The following is a 16,135-nucleotide window of genomic DNA, read 5'->3' on the forward strand; positions in this document are numbered from 1 at the left end:
CCCCAGCACCGTCGCCAGGATGATGACGACGCCGCCCATGGTCGGCGTGCCGCGCTTGGTGATGTGCGCGGTCGGGCCGTCCTGGCGGATGAACTGGCCGTACTGCTTGCGCACGAGAAAGCGGATGAACAGCGGGGTGCCGAGCAGCGCCAGCACCATCGAGAGCCCACCCGAGATGAGTACCGCCTTCATCGGAGGGGCTCGCCGGGGACGGAGGTCGCGGTCGGCGCGTCGGCGGCCGTGAGCCGGTCCCCGAGCCGCCACAGCCCCGCACCCAGCGAGGACTTCACCAGCACGACGTCGCCGGGCCTGAGCTCGGCCTCGAGGTAGTCCCCCGCGGCGGCGACGTCGTCCGCCACCGCGACCTCGTCGCCCCACGAGCCCTCGCGGTTCGCGCCGTCGGCGATCGCGTGGGCGCCGGCCCCGACGACGACCGTGAGCGAGATGTTCAGCCGCACGACCATCAGGCCGATCGACTCGTGCTCGGCACGGGCGTCCGGTCCGAGCTCGAGCATCTCGCCGAGCACGGCGACCGAGCGGCGGTCCCGGCCGGCGACCGTCGCGAGCGCCTTGAGGGCGGCCCGCATCGAATCGGGGTTCGCGTTGTACGAGTCGTCGATCACGGTCACGCCGTCGGTGCGGTCCACGACGTGCATGCGGTGCGGGCTCAGCGCGTCCGCGACGCTCAGCCGCTTGGCGACCTCCGCCAGCTCGACCCCGAGGCGCAGCGCGATCGCGGCGGTGGCCAGCGCGTTGGACACGTGGTGCTCGCCGACCAGCCGGAGCTCGACGGCCGCCGACTCGGTGCCCGCGACGAGAGTGAAGGAGGCCCGCCCGGCGCGGTCCACCCGGATGCCCTCGGCGCGCACGTCGGCGCCCGCGGTGCTGCCGAACGTGACGACGTCGCCGGGAGCCGCGCCGGCCATCGCGGCGACCCGCGGGTCGTCGGCGTTGAGGACCGCGACGCCGCCCGGCGCGAGCCCGGCGATGATCTCGGCCTTGGCGCGCGCGACGCCCTCGATCCCGCCGAAGCCGCCCAGGTGGGCGTGGCCGACGGCGAGCACCGCCGCGACGTCGGGCGGCGCGATGTCGGTGAGGTAGGTGAGGTGGCCGATCCCGCTGGCACCCATCTCGAGGATGAGGAACTCGGTGTCCTCGTCCGCGCGCAGCACGGTCAGCGGCAGGCCGATCTCGTTGTTGAACGACGCGACGGGCGCGATGGTCGGGCCGGACGGCGTGAGCACCTGCGCGAGCAGGTCCTTCGTGGTGGTCTTGCCGACCGAGCCGGTCACGCCGACGACGTTCAGCCGGCTCCCACCGGGCTCGTCGTCGGTGCGCAGGCGCAGCAGGACGGCGGCCGCGAGGTCGCCCAGCGCGCGCTCGACGTCGGCGACGACGACGCTCGGCACGGGCCCGTCCGGGCCGGACACCTCGCGCGCCGCGAGCGCGAGCGCGGCACCGGCGGCGATCGCCGCGACGGCGTGGTCATGCCCGTCGGAGTGCTCGCCGTGCAGCGCCACGAACAGCGAGCCGGTCGCGACCTGCCGGGAGTCCACCACGACCGGCCCGTGCACGACGAGCGCCGGGTTCAGCGTGGCCGGGTGCAGGCGACCGCCGGTCGCCGCCGCCACCTCGGCCGCCGTCAGCGCGATCACAGAGCGGTTCCCGTCGTCGCGAGGCCGTCCCGGACGGCGGCCAGCAGCACGTCACGGTCGTTGTAGCGGTGGAAGACCCCGGCGATCTCCTGGGTCGGCTCGTGGCCCTTGCCGGTGATGATGATCGTGTCCTCGTCGTGGGCCAGCCGCAGCGCGTCCCGGATCGCCTCGGCGCGCGAGGTCGCCTCGTGGATCTCGGTGCCCGCGGTGCGCTCGGCGCGCGCCCCGGCGAGGATCTCCGCGCGGATCTGCACGGGCACCTCCGAGCGCGGGTTCTCGTCCGTCACGACCAGCACGTCCGCCAGCCGGGCGGCGATGGCCCCCATCAGCGGGCGCTTGCCCTGGTCGCGGTCGCCGTCGGAACCGAAGACGATGATCAGCCGGCCGGGCGTGATCGGCCGGACGGCCTCGAGCGCGAGCACCAGGGCGTCCGGGGTGTGCGCGTAGTCGACCAGGGCGAGCGGCCAGCCGTCGCCGCGCTCGATCACGCGCTCCATCCGGCCCGGGATCGCCGGTGCGACGGCGACGCCGGCGATGGCGACGTCGAGCTCGACGCCCGCGCGGTGCGCGAGCACGATCGCGAGGGCGGCGTTCGAGACGTTCACCAGGCCCGGCAGCGGGCTGAACGCCTCGCGGCTCACCCCGTCCGGGCAGCGCAGCGTGAAGGTCGAGCCGACCCCGTCCAGGCCGATCGTGGCCGCGACGACGGCCCAGTCGGCCGCGGCCGCCTCGGGCGATCCGACGTGCGTGGAGACCGACTCGACCGGGATCGTCGCCTCGGCGACCAGCCGTCGCCCCCACACGTCGTCGATCACGACGACGCCCCGGCGGGCCTGCCCGGGCGCGAAAAGGCGAGCCTTGTCCGTGAAGTAGCCCTCCATGTCGCCATGGAAGTCGAGGTGGTCGCGCTGGAGGTTGGTGAAGCCGACGACGTCGAACGTGAGCCCGTGCACCCGGCCCAGGGCGAGCGCGTGGCTGGACGCCTCGAGCGTCGCGGCCGTCGTGCCGCGTTCGCGGGCGAGGGCGAGCAGCGCGTGCAGCGCGGGCGCCTCGACGGTGGTCCGCGGGCTCTCGATCGCGTCCTCGCCGATGCGCAGCTCGACGGTGCCGAGCACCGCGGTCGTCGCGTGCACGGCGCGCAGCGCCGCGTCGACGAAGTAGGTCGTGGTCGTCTTGCCGTTCGTCCCGGTCACCGCGACGGTGACCAGCTCGCGCGCCGGCTGGTCGTACGCCCAGGCGGCGACGTCCCCGAGCAGGGCCCGGGGGTCGTCCGCGACGAGGACCGGCACGCCGAGCTCGGGTCGCACGACGGCGCACGCGCGCGCGCCGTCGTCGTCGGTGAGGATCGCGACCGCTCCGGCGGCGACGGCGTCGGCCGCGTAGGCCGCGCCGTGCGCCTTCAGGCCGCGCAGAGCGACGAAGAGATCACCGGGCTCAGCCGCCGCACTCGCCACCGTCACGCCCGTCACGACAGCGTCCGGGGGTACCGGCACGCCTTCGGGAGAGGGCGTGCGCAGGGCGAATGTGTCGACGAGATCGGCGATCCGATGGGCTGCGGGATGCATCGGGCGCATCCGACCCTGCGGGGACGTCATGGGGAGGAATCTACCGTGGACGGGAGCGGTCACCCGCTGCCTGCTTCGCCGAACGTGGTCGCGTAGAGCTCCGCCTTGGTGCCGCTCGGCGGCACGTTGAGCATCTGGAGCGCGTACCCGGCGACCTCGCTGAAGACCGGCGCGGCAACCGTGCCGCCCCACTGCGACGACCTCGGGTTGTTCATGATCACGCTGACGGCGATCTTGGGCTTGTCGGCCGGCGCGACGCCGATGAACGAGGCCGTGATGCCGCGCTTGCCACCCGGACCCCACGACTGCGCGGTTCCGGTCTTGCCCGCGACCCGGTAGCCGGGAATGGCCGCGGCCGTGCCGGTACCTTCGTTGACCGCGCTCTCCATCATCTTGAGCACGGTCGCGGCGGTCGTGGCGGACACCACCCGGGTGCCGGCCGGTTCGGTGGTCGCGACCCCGGTGCCGGTCGCGTCGTTGATGCTCTTGATCAGGTGCGGCTGCATCCGCACGCCGCCGTTGCCGATGGTGGCGAAGACCTGCGTCGCCTGGACCGCGTTCACCGAGACGCCCTGGCCGAACAGCACCGCGTACTTGGTGCGGCCGTCCCAGCTCGCCGCCGGGTGCAGGATGCCGCGCGACTCCCCCGGCAGCTCGATCCCGGTGAGCTTGCCGAAGCCGAACTTCGACAGGAAGTCGTACCGCACCTGCTGCGGGATGTTCTGCCCGATCATCACGGTGCCCGCGTTCGAGGACTGGGCCAGCACGCCCGCGGTGGTCAGCTTCAGCAGGCCGTGCGCGTGGGAGTCGTGGAACGTCTGGTTGTTGGCGGTCGTGTAGGCGTACGGCACTTCCCAGTGGTCCTGCGGTCCGACGAGCTTGTTCTCGATCGCGGCCGACATCGTGATCACCTTCGCCGTCGAGCCCGGCTCGAAGACGTTCCGCAGCGACCGGGAGCCGCGTGCGCTCTCGTCGGTCGCGCCGGGGTTGTTGGGGTCGACCGAACCGGAGTCGGCCAGGGCGAGGATCTCGCCGGTCGTGACGTTCTCTACGGTGACGGAGCCGGAGTCGGACCCGGTCGCCGCGACCGCCTTGTCCAGTGAGTCCTGGGCCTTCCACTGCAGGTCGCGCAGGATCGTCAGCTGGACGTCCCGGCCGGGCACGGCCGGCGTCTCCTCGCGCTTGCCCCCGGGGATCGCCTGACCGCCGCGCCCGCGCTCGTAGCTGTACGAGCCGTCGGTGCCCGTCAGCGTCTTGTTCAGCTTGCTCTCGAGCCCCTCCAGCCCGATGCCCTCGCGGTTGACGAACCCGACGATGTTGCCGGCGGTGTTGCCCGCGGGGTAGATCCGCTGCGGGACGAGGTCGCCGTTGACGCCCGAGATGCCCAGCTCGCGCAGCGCCCGCCAGACCGCTGGCGGCACGTTGCGCTTGAGCACGACGTAGTGCCTGGTCCCGTTGAGCTTGGCGCCGAGCTCGAGGGCGTCCATCTTGAGCACGGGTGCGAGCTCCTTGGCGGCGTCGACCGCCCCGGCGGCCTCGACCGACGCGTCCGACGTCCGCTTCCACGCCGCGATCTGCGTCTGGTCGACCCAGACGGTGTACCCGTCGATCGAGGTGGCCAGCGAGACGCCCTTCGCGTCGGTGATCTCGCCGCGTGCGGCGGGCAACGTCGACGTCGACATCCGCTGGTTCAGGGCGACGGCGGCCACCGCCTCCCCGCGCAGGCCCTGCACGTAGACGAGCCGGCCCGCGAAGACGACGAGCACCACGAGGATGACCGCGAGCAGGGCCCTGTGCCGCTGCTCGGGTCGTGCCTCGCGGCCGCGCCTCATCCGCCGGCCACCGCGGGGGTCGGGTTGCCGAGCACGGCGCCGTCGGACAGGCGCAGGAAGGCGAGCTCGGGCACCGGCACCATGCCGAGGTCCCGCGCCGATTTCGCGAGTGCGGCGGGCGCCTTGTGCGCGAGGAGCTGCGCGTTGAGGCCCTGGTCGCCGCGCGCCAGCTGAGCGAGCTGGCCCTGCAGCTCGTGCGCCTGGTAAGAGCCGCGCGCCATCGAGGTGTTGAGCACGAGCGCCCCGAGCAGGGCGCCCACCAGGATCGCGATGCAGAGCAGGACGAACGGCACCCGGGTCCGGGTCTGCAGCGGCGCCCGCACCAGGCGCAGGCGAGGCACCGGCGCGCGGGTCCGACCGGGCGCGGCGGCCGGGCCGCCGGGCCGCCTGGCGGGTACGTAGGACTGCGGCAGTGCGCTCATGATCGCCTCCTCAAAAGGTGCGCGGGGGTGGGACGAAGCCGCTCGGCCGCGCGGAGCCGGACGGACTGTGAACGCGGGTTCGACTCGCGTTCGGCGGGGGATGCCTCCTCGGCACCCCGGGTGACGAGCCGCAAGTACGGCTTGTGCGTCTCGGGCTCGACGGGCAGCCCCATCGGCGCGCTCGACGTCGCACCCGCGGCGAAGGCGCGCTTGACCAGGCGGTCCTCGAGCGAGTGGTAGGCCTCCACGACGATCCGGCCGCCGACCGCGAGGACCTCGATCGATGCCGGCAGGGCCCGCTCGAGGGACTCGAGCTCGCCGTTCACCTCGATGCGCAGGGCCTGGAAGGTCCGCTTGCCGGGGTGCCCGCCCGTCTTGCGGGTGGCCGCGGGGATGCTGGCGCGCAGGATCTGCACGAGCTCACCGGTGCGGGCCAGCGGGGCGTGGTCGCGGGCCTTGACGACGTTGCGCGCGATCTTCTTCGCGAAGCGCTCCTCGCCGTACTCGCGCAGGATGCGCACCAGCTCGTCCTCGTCGTACGTGTTGAGGACGTCGGCGGCGGTCTGCCCGGTGCTGCGATCCATCCGCATGTCCAGCGGCGCGTCCTGAGCGTAGGAGAAGCCACGGTCGACCTCGTCCAGCTGGAGCGAGGAGACGCCGAGGTCCATCAGCACCGCCTGGACCTCGCGCAGCCCGAGCTGGTTGTGCACGACGTCCTCGATGTCGTCGTAGACCGCGTGCACGGGCGTGAACCGGTCGCCGAACGGGGCCAGCCGCCGGCCGGCCAGCTGGAGCGCCTGGGGGTCGCGGTCGAGCCCGACGACCCTGACGTCCTTGAACGCCTGCAGCACGGCCTCGGTGTGCCCGCCCATGCCCAGCGTCGAGTCGACGAGCACCGCGCCGGGCGCCGCGAGGGCCGGTGCGAGGAGCTCGACGCACCGGGCGAGCATGACCGGGGTGTGCCGGTCAGCTGTCTCGCGCGGTTCGGTCATCGGTCCTCCTCCTCGGTTCGTTCGTGGTGGTGCGGGTTCATGTGCGTCTCACGTGCTTGTGGTACAGGGGCGAGCGAGCGGCCTTTGCGCCGTCCGGTCAGGTCCCCCACCGACCTTCTGGCACCGGGGAAGTGCGCCAGAGCGGACGGGAGGAGACCTCACGGGACGGCGCGGCGGGCTTACCACGGCGCTGCGGGTCACGACGATTCGAGTGCGGAGACCTCCTCGGGGGCATCGGCATAGCTGGCTTCCTTCTCGGCGAGATAGGCCTCCCACACGGCGAGGTCCCAGATCTCGGCGCGGGCACCCACACCGATCACGGCCACATCACGGTCAAGGCCCGCATAGGTGCGCAGCGGCGCCGGGATCGAGATTCGACCCTGTTTGTCGGGAACCTCGTTGGTGGCCCCGGACAGGAACACGCGCTGGTACTCGCGGTCCGCCTTGGTGGTGACCGGCGTCTCTATCTGTGCCATCGCCAGGAAGACCTCTTCCGGCAGCAGGTAGAGGCACCGCTCCTGCCCACGGGTCAGCACGAGTCCCGCCGCGAGCTGCGCGCGAAACCGGGCCGGCAGGATCAGCCGGCCCTTGTCGTCGAGCCTCGGGGTGTGCGTGCCGAGGAACATCGCTCCGCCGCCGAAAAGGTCGCTCATTGAAAGCCGACCTCCCATCGCCGCCATCCCTCACCAAGTGCCTCCACAATACTCCACTTCACTCCACGGTCAACGGATCCCAAGCGTGTTTCACCCATCTGGACGTGCGTCGGTGCAGGTGGCTGGCATGGGGCTAAGTGGAGGGAAAAGTTCATTGCTGCCGCGCATCGCGCCGCGATTGAATTCGTCCGTTACGTGCGCCACAGCAGCTCGAGCGCTCGGGGCACCAGCGGGGCGGAACCGAGCCGGCGACCGCGCCACACTCCGGCCGCCGGTGGAGCAAAGTGGTGGGGTGCGGCGGATGGCCGCCGACCATCGCCGTTCGGCTCGGGTTCGCTAGGCTCTGTGCCAAATCCGCCAAAGGGGTCGTCATGCTTCAGGCGTTGCCGTCGTCGACCGAACTCGAGGAACTCGTCGAGGCCACCGAGACGATCCGCGCTGCGATCGAGCGCGTGATCACCGGCCGCTCGGACCTCGTGCAGCTCACCGTCGCCGTCCTCCTCGCGGAGGGGCACCTGCTGCTCGAGGACGTGCCGGGGGTCGGCAAGACGACCCTGGCCAAGGCCCTGGCCCGCAGCATCGACTGCACGGTCGGCCGGATCCAGTTCACCCCGGACCTGCTGCCGAGCGACCTCACCGGGGTCAGCATCTTCCGGACCCAGACCCAGCAGTTCGAGCTCCGGCGCGGCCCGGTCTTCGCCAACATCGTGATCGGGGACGAGATCAACCGCGCCTCGCCGAAGACCCAGTCCGCGCTGCTGGAGTGCATGCAGGAGACCCAGGCGACGATCGACGGCGTCACCCATCGGCTCCCGCGACCGTTCCTGGTGGTCGCCACGCAGAACCCGATCGAGATGGAGGGCACCTACCCCCTCCCGGAGGCGCAGCGGGACCGGTTCATGGCCCGGCTGAACGTCGGCTACCCGGATCGCGACTCCGAGCTCGACCTGATCGACCGGCAGGAGGTCCTCGACCCGCTCGACGACCTGCGTCCGGTCACCGACGCCGCGCACATCGCCCGCCTGATCGCGACCACCCGGCGCCTGTACGCGGCCCCGTCGGTCAAGCGGTACATCGTCGACCTGGTCCGGGCGACCCGTGAGGACTCCGGCCTGCGGCTGGGCGCCTCGCCGCGCGCGGCGATCCAGCTGCTGCGGGCCTCGAAGGCGCTGGCCGCGATGTCCGGGCGCGACCACGTCCTGCCCGACGACGCGCAGGGGCTCGCCGAGCCCGTCCTGGCCCACCGCCTGCTGCCGAGCACCGAGTCCCGGCTCTCGGGACGCACGACGGCCGACGTCGTGCGGTCGGTCGTGGCCCGGACGGCCCTGCCACCAGCCGAGGCCGCGCACTCCCGGCGAGCGACGGGCTGACGCGATGCGCTGGCCACGCCCGACGGCGCGCGGCTGGAGCCTGGCGATCGGCGGCCTGGCGCTCACGGTCGCCGGCGTCGGCATCGGCTCGGCCGAACTGATCCGGCTGGGGCTGCTCGGCCCGGTCGCTGCCCTGATCGGCGGCGGGTGGCTGCTGATCGTCGACCCGACCCGCGGACGGCACCCGTTGCGGGTCCGGCGCACCGTGGCGCCGAACCCGGTCTCGGTCCGTGCACCCGCGACGGCGCGCGTCGAGCTGCGGGCCGCCGACGCGTCCGGGCGGGCCCGGCTGGCGGAGCTGCACCTCGCGGAGCAGGCCGCGACCCAGCTCTCCGGCGGCCTGACCCTGCGCGCGCGCGTCGTGCGCGCCCCCGGACTGGTCACCGTGACCTACCCGATCCACCCGACCCGCCGGGGACGGTGGCCGCTCGGGCCCCTCGTGGTGCACCGGACCGACCCGTTCGGCGTCGCGCGGATCCAGGCCACGCTCGGCGAGCAGGCCGAGGTCGTCGTCTGGCCGGAGGTCGCCGAGCTGGCGATCCCGACCGGCGGGCTGCTGGGCGAGTACGCCCGCGTCGCGCTCGGCGCGCACACCCCGTCGAGCGACGACGCCGCGCTGCGCGACTACCGCGAGGGCGACGACCTGCGGCGCGTGCACTGGGCCAGCTCCGCGCGCCACGGTGCGCTCCTGGTGCGCAGCGACGAGCGCTCCGGTCTGCGGCCGGCGAGCGTGCTGATCGACCTGCCCAAGGAACGGGGCGCGATCGAGTGGACCGTCGCGCTCGGGGCCTCCATGGGCATCGCGCTGCTCGGCGCCGGGCACCCGGTACGCCTGCTCGGCGGGCGCGTCACCGAAGGCACGGTCAGCATCGACCCGGGCACACGGCTGCACCACCTGCGCGAGGGAGCGGCGCGCGAGGAGCTGTTGGACCTCACGGTGGACCTGGAACCCGCCCCGACCGAGCTCGCCGCACAGGAGGACCTGCTCGCCGCCGCGCGCGAGCTGACCAGCCCGGGCGCGGGAGTGGCGCTCGTGCTCGCCGTGCTCGGTTCGCTCTCCGTCGCGACCCGCGGCGCGCTGGCAGGAGTCGGTGACGTGACCGATGCGCTCGCCGTCGTGCGCGTGCCCAGCGCCGCGGGTGTCGAGCGACGTGAGGCCGAGCACACGTTGGCTGCGCTGCGCCGCGCCGGTTGGAGAGCCTGTGCGGCGAGCCCCGGTGAGGACCTCGACGTCTGCTGGCGCCGGTTGCTCGGGACGCACCGATGACACCGGTCCCGCGCGGTCCGCGCACCTGGATGGCCGGGGCGATGTGCGCGCTCGCCGTGTGCGGGAGCGTGTACAGCCTCAGCGACCTCATCCTGCCCGGCCGGTGGCTGTCGGCCGCGATCGGTTCCGTGCTCGTGCTGGCGGCGATCCTGGCCACGGTGCGCGCGCTGACCCGCGCCTGGTGGGCACCGACGGCCGGCGGGCTGGTCGTGCTTGGCTTCGGGCTGCTCGCGGCGTACGCGAGCCCGCCGGGCCGCTTCCAGTGGCTTCCCAGCGCGGAGTCCCTCGCGCGGCTGGGCGATACGTTCCGTGCCGGGCTGTCCTACTCGAACACCTCGCGCCCCCCGGTCGACCCGACGTTCCAGCTCGAGCTGCTCGTCGTGGGCGGGACGCTGCTGGTGCTGTTGTGCACGGACCTGGTCGCCCTGGGCCTGGGGTCGCCGGCGGGGTCCGGGCTGGTGCTCCTCACGCTGTGGCTGCCGGCGATCGTCATCGGGCGGGAGACGAGCCTGCTGGCCTTCGCCGGCACCGGCGCCGGGTACCTGCTGCTGCTCGCCCTGACCGCCGCGCCGCTGCCCGGGTCACGGTCTCGGGGTCGCGCGGACGGCGCAGGGCGCAGCGACGGCGCGCGGCGCGCGGGCGCGACCGTGGCGGTCGTCGCGACCGTGACCGTCGGGGCCATCGTGCTCGGCCCCGTGGCAGCGGCCACGCCGGGCTGGTCCACCATTCGGCTGCCCCAGATCGGGTCCGCCACGGCGGGTTCGCTCCGGCTCGCGCGGGACCTCGACATGCGGGAGAGCCTCGGCCCCCGGTCGGGCGAGGTCGAGCTCACCTACCTGGCGTCCCCGGTTCTGGTCGGGCCGCTGCGCGTGTTCACGCTGCGCGACTTCGACGGTGCGAACTGGTCGCGCGACGACCGGGCCACCAAGGTCGCCGCAGACCGCGGGTTGCTCTGGCCGGCACGCGATCTCGCGAACCGGCCCGCGAACGAGGTGAAGCCGACCGAGAGCAACGTCACGGTCGTCATCAAGGGCCTGCGCGAGGAACAGCTGCCGGTGCCGGTCATGCCGCGGACGATCGACGCCAACGGGCGCTGGCGCTACGACGCCGGTCGCGACGAGGTGGACCGGGTCGGGGTGACCCGCCCCGGCATGACCTACACGATCCGGACGGAGCTCCTCGCACTCACGCCGGCCAACCTGCGCGCGGCGGGCACGAGCTACCCGGCCGACCTCAAGCGGTATCTCGCCGTGCCGCGCACCTCGCGGACCCGCAACGTCACGGCGACCGCCAAGAAGGTGACGGCGTCGGCCACGAACCACTACGACCAGGCCCTCGCCCTGCAGACCTATCTGCGCAGTCCGGAGAACTTCACCTACTCCACGGATGTGCTCGTCGGTCGCAGCGACGACGCGGTCTGGGACTTCCTTGGGAACCGGACCGGGTACTGCGTGCAGTTCGCGACCGCGATGACGGTGATGGCCCGGACGCTCGGCATCCCGGCCCGCCTCGCGGTCGGCTTCCTGCCGGGCACGATCGACAAGAACGGCGCGCGCGTGGTGACCGGTCGGGACTCCCACGCGTGGCCCGAGTTGTACTTCCCCGGTGCGGGGTGGGTCCGGTTCGAGCCGACGCCCTCGGTCCAGTCCGGCGCCCCGCCCCAGTGGGCCGACCCGTTCGCGGCGCTGAGCGGTACGCCGACGCAGGAAGGCAACCCCGACATCCGGGGCGCGGTCCCCGGAGCGGCGCCGACGCAGGCTCCGCAGGCAGGTCCGGTCGCGACGACCGAGCGCACGGATAGCCGGCTTGCCTTCGGGGTGTCCGGCGCGATCGCGATCCTGCTCCTGGGGGTCACCGGGTGGTTCGTGCGCCGTCGCCGCTCGGCGCGGTCGACCGAGGCCGGCTCGGAGGTCGCGTGGTCCCACCTGCGTGCGCGCCTCGCGCGGGCCGGGATCATGTGGAGCGACGCCCGCACACCGCACCAGGTCACCGAGATCATCGCCGCCCAGGCGTTGGCCCGCACGGGCGCGCCGCTGCGGGACGAGGCGCAGGTCGCGCTGCGCGAGCTCGCCCTCGCGGTCCAGCAGGACCGATACGCGCCCAACCCGCCGGCGCGGGAGCGAGGGGAGCTCGAGACCCGGGTCGGGGTGATCGTGCGCGAGATCACGAACCCGGCCAAGGTCCCCAGTCCCCTCACCCTGACCCCGACCCTGACCCCGAGCTCCAAGCTCCGAACCTGAGCCCCGAGCCCTGAGCCCCGAGCCCCGAGCCCCGAGCGTCCCCACCTCAAACCTGTAACGTCCGAGCGTTGACGTCCTATAGGACGTCAACGCTCGGACGTTACGGGTTAAGCAGAAGCAGCGAAGAAGCAGGACGAAGCGGCGAGAGCACTGCCAAAGAACCAGCGGCGGCTCGTCCCAGCGAACGTGTCACCCTGTGGACGCATCACCCTGTGGACGCATCACCCTGTGGACGCATCACGCTGTGGACGAGTCACCTCGTGGACACGTCACGCTGTGGACGAGTCAACCTCGTCGATGGGTCACCCTTCGGACGCGTCACCTCGTGGAAGTGCCGCCCCGCGGAGACATCACGCTGTGGCCGCGTCACCTGTTGGCGACGCGTCACCCTGATGGCCCAGCGGAGCCGGCTAGCGGCCGCCCTGGTCGCGACGGCGGTCCCAGCGCTCCTCGAACCTGTGGAGCAGGCCCCCGCCAGACTTCTTGGCCTTGTTACCTGGACGTGGCGTAACGCCACCCCGCGCGTCGACGATCCCGGTCGGACCGGATGCGCGCGGTACTGCGAACGCGTATACGCCCGCAGCGAACATAAGCAGAAACCCGATGACCCCGAGCCACAGCAGCGACTGCGCTGCTCCGATCACGAGTACGAGCAGTCCGACGACGAATCCCGCAGCAGCGACGACCCAGCGCGCAACCCCGCGATGACCGCGGGACTGAAGCGTGTTCGCGAGCCGGGGGTCGTCAGATGTGAGCTGCCGCTCCATCTGCTCCAGTACGCGTTGCTCGTACTCGGAGAGAGGCATTTTACCTCCGTGCTACCCGGTGGGACTTGTCTGCTTCAGGATAGATCCCGTTTCGCTTTGGCGGTAGTTGATGGACGGGTGACCCGCTCTTGGATGTCCTTGACCGCCCCGATCGAGGCCGCCTGAATCGATCCAGAGCCGAATCTGCCCCGGACGAGGTCCATCGCTCGTTCCGCGTCGCGACGCGCAATCCCGGTGTCCGCGATCGCGTCCTCGAGCGTCAGCTGTCGCGCAGTGCTGCTGGCCGGGGTCAGGCCCTCCGCCCGCACCCCCACGAGGCGTACCGGCAACCCGCCGAGGTCCACCCCGGCGAGCAGCTCGCGGGCGACGAGATAGATCTCCCGCCCGACGTCGGTCGGCGTGGGCAGGGTCCGGGACCGGGTCAGGGTCCGGAAGTCGGACGTGCGCACCTTGATGCTCACCGTCCGGCCGACCATCTCGTCGGCGCGCAGCCGCGCGGCGCACCGGTCGGCGAGCGCGAGCGCCTGGGTCTGCACCACGGCGAGATCCTCGACGTCGGCGGCGAACGTGACCTCGGCGCCGACGCTCTTCTCGATCCGTCCGGGCGACACCGGGCGCGGATCGCGACCCCACGCGAGATCGTGCAGGCGCGCGCCCGCCACGTTGCCCACGGCCCGCTGGATCGTCGCGACGTCGCTGTCCGCCAGCTCCGCAACGGTCCGCAGGCCCCAGCGTGCGAGGGCGGTCTGCGTCCGTTCCCCGACCCCCCACAGCGCACCGACGGGAAGCGTCCGCAGGAAGTCGACGGTCGCCGCGCGCGGGATGAGCAGCATGCCGTCCGGTTTGGCGTGCTCGGAGGCCAGCTTGGCGACGAACTTCGTGCTCGCGATGCCGACCGAGCACGTGATGCCGTGCGCCGCCTGGACCCGCTCCCGGATGCGGACGGCGATCGTCGTCGGCGGGCCGAGCCGGCGCCTGGCGCCGGACACGTCGAGGAACGCCTCGTCCACGCTGACCTGCTCGACGAGCGTCGTGACCTCGCTCAGGATCTCCATCACGGCGGTCGAGACATCCCGGTAGGCGGACATGTCGGGCGGAACCACGACCGCCTGCGGGCACATGCGCCGCGCGATCTGCATCGGCATGGCCGAGTGCACCCCGAACGCGCGCGCCTCGTACGTCGCCGCGAGCACCACGGATCGCTCGGCGCCACCGACGATGACTGGCTTGCCGCGCAGGTGCGGCCTGCGGGCGAGCTCGACCGACGCGAAGAACGCGTCCATGTCGACGTGCAGGATGGAGGCACCCTCCTCCTGCGAGCCCCAGTCTCGGTTGCCGCGCGGGGGTCGCGGGCCGCGGCTCATCGTGGCCCGCTCATGACGCCCGCACGGAGAGGTGCGGCGTGCTGTGCGGCGTCTCGCCGGTGGGCGCACCGCTTGCCGGACCGATCAGGGTGCGGACCTCGTCGATGAAGTCCTCCGCGGCGCAGAGAACCTCCTCGGCCCTTGCCTCGTCGACCGCGTCGGGACGGCCGGCATCGACCGCACGCCGCAGCCCCGCGCCGGCCGCGAAGTACGCCGACCAGCTCTCGACCTCGGGCGCTACGGCCGAAAGCATCTCCCAGGCGGTCCGTGGTGCGCGCCGCCCGGTCGGGCGCCCGCGCACGGCGAGCACCGCCGCCGCGGCCCGCAGTCCGGCGAGGTGGGCATGCACGAAGCGCTCCCCCGGCTCGGAGGAGAACTGGGCAGCCAGCAGCTCGGCGTCGGCTCGGGTCATCAGGTCGACCGCCGTGGAAGGCAGTGGCGCGGTGTGAGCGATTCGGTCCATGGTGAGCACCTCCACACTCATTGTCGAACAGGTGTTCGATGTAGTCAAGACCTTGCGGTCCGGCTTTCGCATCGAACCCGTACCGTGGCTGCCGTGGGCAGTCGCAGCGGTTCCTCCGGACGGCGGGCTCGACCAGCATCCCCCCGACCACCCACATCCCCTCCGACGCTCCCGGACGGCCCGGTTCAGGTCGCGACCGGGACCGTCGAGCTGCGCCGTGAGCGCGACGACCCGAACGGCGTGACCGTGCTGCTCAACGGCGTCGCGAGCTCGCACCTCGACCTGGTGGATCCCACCCGGCTGGAGTTCGAGTACATGCAGCAGATGGCTGCCGTGATCGACCGCCTCGGCGAGCCGGGCGCACCCCTTCGGGTGATCCATCTCGGGGCGGCGGGCTGCACGATGGCGAGGTATGTGCAGGCGGTCCGCCCCGGGTCCCACCAGCTCGCGGTCGAGCTCGACGCGACACTTGTCGAGCTCGTGCGGACCTGGTTCGACCTGCCGCGCGCGCCGCTGCTGAAGCTGCGGACCGGCGACGCCCGGGCGGAGCTCGCTCGGCTGCCGTCCGCGAGCGCGGACGTCGTCATCCGGGACGTCTTCGCCGGCGACACGACGCCCGAGCACGTCACGACGCTGGAGTTCACCGCCGACGTCGCGCGGGTGCTGCGCCCGGGCGGGGTCTACCTCGCCAACTGCGCGGACCGGCCGCCGCTGGACCGGGCGAAGTCCGAGGTTGCGACGCTGCGCGCGATCTTCACGGACGTCGCGGCGATCGCCGAGCCCGGGCAGCTGCGCGGGCGGCGCTACGGCAACATCGTGCTCGCGGGCACCGACACCCCGGGGCTGCTCGGGTCGGCGGACCTGGCCCGCGCCGCGCGATCGCTCCCCGCACCGACCCGGCTGCTGCACGACCGGGAGCTGGCGACCTTCGCGGGCGGTGCGGTCCCGAGGAGAGACAGCCCGGACGCGACGGGCACCCCGAACACCACAGAAACCGTCGAGGCTCCCGCCACCACGGATCCCGGCCCGGCTCCCGCCCCCACGGACCCCGGACCCTGACCTGTCCGGACACCCCAGAGCCCGTAACGTCCGAGCGTTGACGTCCTATAGGACGTCAACGCTCGGACGTTACGGCTGGTGGGCCAGGCGTTGCGGGGTGGTGGTGGCGTCGCTGGTGGGGCTGGCGTTGCGGGGTGGGACTGGACGAGCAACGAGGCCCCACCCGGATCGGGTGAAGCCTCGTTGTTCGATCCTCACGAGTCGAAGTCAGAGCGGGCGGACCTGCTCAGCCTGCGGGCCCTTGGGCCCCTGGGTGATCTCGAACTCGACTCGCTGGCCCTCGTCGAGCGAGCGGTAACCCTGGCTCTCGATCGCGGAGTAGTGGACGAAGACGTCGGGGCCGCCGCCGTCCTGGGCGATGAACCCAAAGCCCTTCTCAGCGTTGAACCACTTAACAGCACCCTGTGCCATGTTCTGTGTCCTTCTGTCAATCTGAGACTTCGATGACCGGGCCCGCTGCCCGACACCGTCCTGCCGCCTTGCCTT

Annotated in this window: 14 protein-coding genes and 1 pseudogene; 4 read left to right on the forward strand and 11 right to left on the reverse strand. The window is 72.6% G+C overall.

Annotated features, from left to right (window positions below; all coding sequences use genetic code 11):
* The 7 genes and pseudogenes from VIM26_RS01655 to mraZ all read right to left on the reverse strand — a co-directional run.
* Positions 1-192 (reverse strand): annotated as a pseudogene (locus VIM26_RS01655) (phospho-N-acetylmuramoyl-pentapeptide-transferase); the annotation flags it as partial.
* Positions 189-1,655 (reverse strand): UDP-N-acetylmuramoyl-tripeptide--D-alanyl-D-alanine ligase, encoded by a 1,467-nt coding sequence (locus VIM26_RS01660; RefSeq protein ID WP_331948572.1) that lies wholly within the window; start codon positions 1,653-1,655, stop codon positions 189-191. The pseudogene VIM26_RS01655 and the gene VIM26_RS01660, both read right to left, overlap by 4 nt.
* Positions 1,652-3,250, reverse strand: a complete 1,599-nt coding sequence (locus VIM26_RS01665) for a UDP-N-acetylmuramoyl-L-alanyl-D-glutamate--2,6-diaminopimelate ligase (protein ID WP_331948573.1) — start codon at positions 3,248-3,250, stop codon at positions 1,652-1,654. Before VIM26_RS01665 ends, VIM26_RS01660 begins: the two co-directional genes overlap by 4 nt.
* A gap of 29 nt (positions 3,251-3,279) precedes the next feature.
* The gene (locus tag VIM26_RS01670) at positions 3,280-5,052 is read right to left on the reverse strand and encodes a penicillin-binding protein 2 (RefSeq protein ID WP_331948574.1); all 1,773 of its coding nucleotides are present in this window, start codon (positions 5,050-5,052) and stop codon (positions 3,280-3,282) included.
* The gene (locus tag VIM26_RS01675) at positions 5,049-5,474 is read right to left on the reverse strand and encodes a hypothetical protein (protein ID WP_331948576.1); all 426 of its coding nucleotides are present in this window, start codon (positions 5,472-5,474) and stop codon (positions 5,049-5,051) included. The genes VIM26_RS01670 and VIM26_RS01675 overlap by 4 nt, the downstream gene beginning before the upstream one ends.
* On the reverse strand, positions 5,471-6,466 hold the full coding sequence (rsmH, locus tag VIM26_RS01680; RefSeq protein WP_331948578.1) for a 16S rRNA (cytosine(1402)-N(4))-methyltransferase RsmH: 996 nt from the start codon (positions 6,464-6,466) through the stop codon (positions 5,471-5,473). Before rsmH ends, VIM26_RS01675 begins: the two co-directional genes overlap by 4 nt.
* Before the next feature lie 197 nt (positions 6,467-6,663).
* On the reverse strand, positions 6,664-7,092 hold the full coding sequence (mraZ, locus tag VIM26_RS01685; protein ID WP_331948606.1) for a division/cell wall cluster transcriptional repressor MraZ: 429 nt from the start codon (positions 7,090-7,092) through the stop codon (positions 6,664-6,666).
* Between the two features lie 398 nt (positions 7,093-7,490).
* Here mraZ and VIM26_RS01690 point away from each other — a divergent pair, with 398 nt between their 5' ends.
* The 3 genes from VIM26_RS01690 to VIM26_RS01700 are packed head-to-tail and all read left to right on the forward strand — an operon-like array spanning position 7,491 to position 11,996.
* Positions 7,491-8,489, forward strand: a complete 999-nt coding sequence (locus VIM26_RS01690) for a MoxR family ATPase (RefSeq protein ID WP_331948579.1) — start codon at positions 7,491-7,493, stop codon at positions 8,487-8,489.
* A 4-nt stretch (positions 8,490-8,493) separates the two neighbouring features.
* Complete coding sequence (locus VIM26_RS01695; RefSeq protein WP_331948580.1) at positions 8,494-9,756, forward strand: DUF58 domain-containing protein; 1,263 nt, start codon at positions 8,494-8,496, stop codon at positions 9,754-9,756.
* Positions 9,753-11,996: a DUF3488 and transglutaminase-like domain-containing protein gene (locus VIM26_RS01700; protein WP_331948582.1), complete on the forward strand. Its 2,244-nt coding sequence runs from the start codon at positions 9,753-9,755 to the stop codon at positions 11,994-11,996. The genes VIM26_RS01695 and VIM26_RS01700 overlap by 4 nt, the downstream gene beginning before the upstream one ends.
* A 410-nt stretch (positions 11,997-12,406) precedes the next feature.
* Here the strand turns inward: VIM26_RS01700 and VIM26_RS01705 are convergent, their stop codons facing one another.
* From VIM26_RS01705 to VIM26_RS01715, 3 genes are read right to left on the reverse strand one after another with little or no spacing between them, the layout of a single operon-like run.
* Complete coding sequence (locus VIM26_RS01705) at positions 12,407-12,802, reverse strand: DUF3040 domain-containing protein (RefSeq protein ID WP_331948584.1); 396 nt, start codon at positions 12,800-12,802, stop codon at positions 12,407-12,409.
* Positions 12,803-12,837: 35 nt separating this feature from the next.
* A complete protein-coding gene (gene dinB, locus VIM26_RS01710) occupies positions 12,838-14,127 on the reverse strand; it encodes a DNA polymerase IV (protein WP_331948585.1) in 1,290 nt (429 codons plus the stop codon).
* Positions 14,128-14,137: 10 nt separating this feature from the next.
* The gene (locus VIM26_RS01715) at positions 14,138-14,590 is read right to left on the reverse strand and encodes an SAV_6107 family HEPN domain-containing protein (protein ID WP_331948586.1); all 453 of its coding nucleotides are present in this window, start codon (positions 14,588-14,590) and stop codon (positions 14,138-14,140) included.
* 93 nt (positions 14,591-14,683) lie between these two features.
* Here VIM26_RS01715 and VIM26_RS01720 point away from each other — a divergent pair, with 93 nt between their 5' ends.
* The gene (locus VIM26_RS01720; protein ID WP_331948587.1) at positions 14,684-15,649 is read left to right on the forward strand and encodes a fused MFS/spermidine synthase; all 966 of its coding nucleotides are present in this window, start codon (positions 14,684-14,686) and stop codon (positions 15,647-15,649) included.
* A 207-nt stretch (positions 15,650-15,856) separates the two neighbouring features.
* On the opposite strand, the gene VIM26_RS01725 is transcribed toward VIM26_RS01720, so the two are convergent.
* Entirely contained in the window at positions 15,857-16,060 is a 204-nt protein-coding gene (locus VIM26_RS01725) for a cold-shock protein (RefSeq protein WP_331948588.1), read from the reverse strand.
* Positions 16,061-16,135: the final 75 nt, after the last annotated feature.

The sequence above is a fragment of the Pengzhenrongella sp. genome, assembly GCF_036565025.1.
In the GTDB taxonomy this organism is placed as follows: domain Bacteria; phylum Actinomycetota; class Actinomycetes; order Actinomycetales; family Cellulomonadaceae; genus Pengzhenrongella.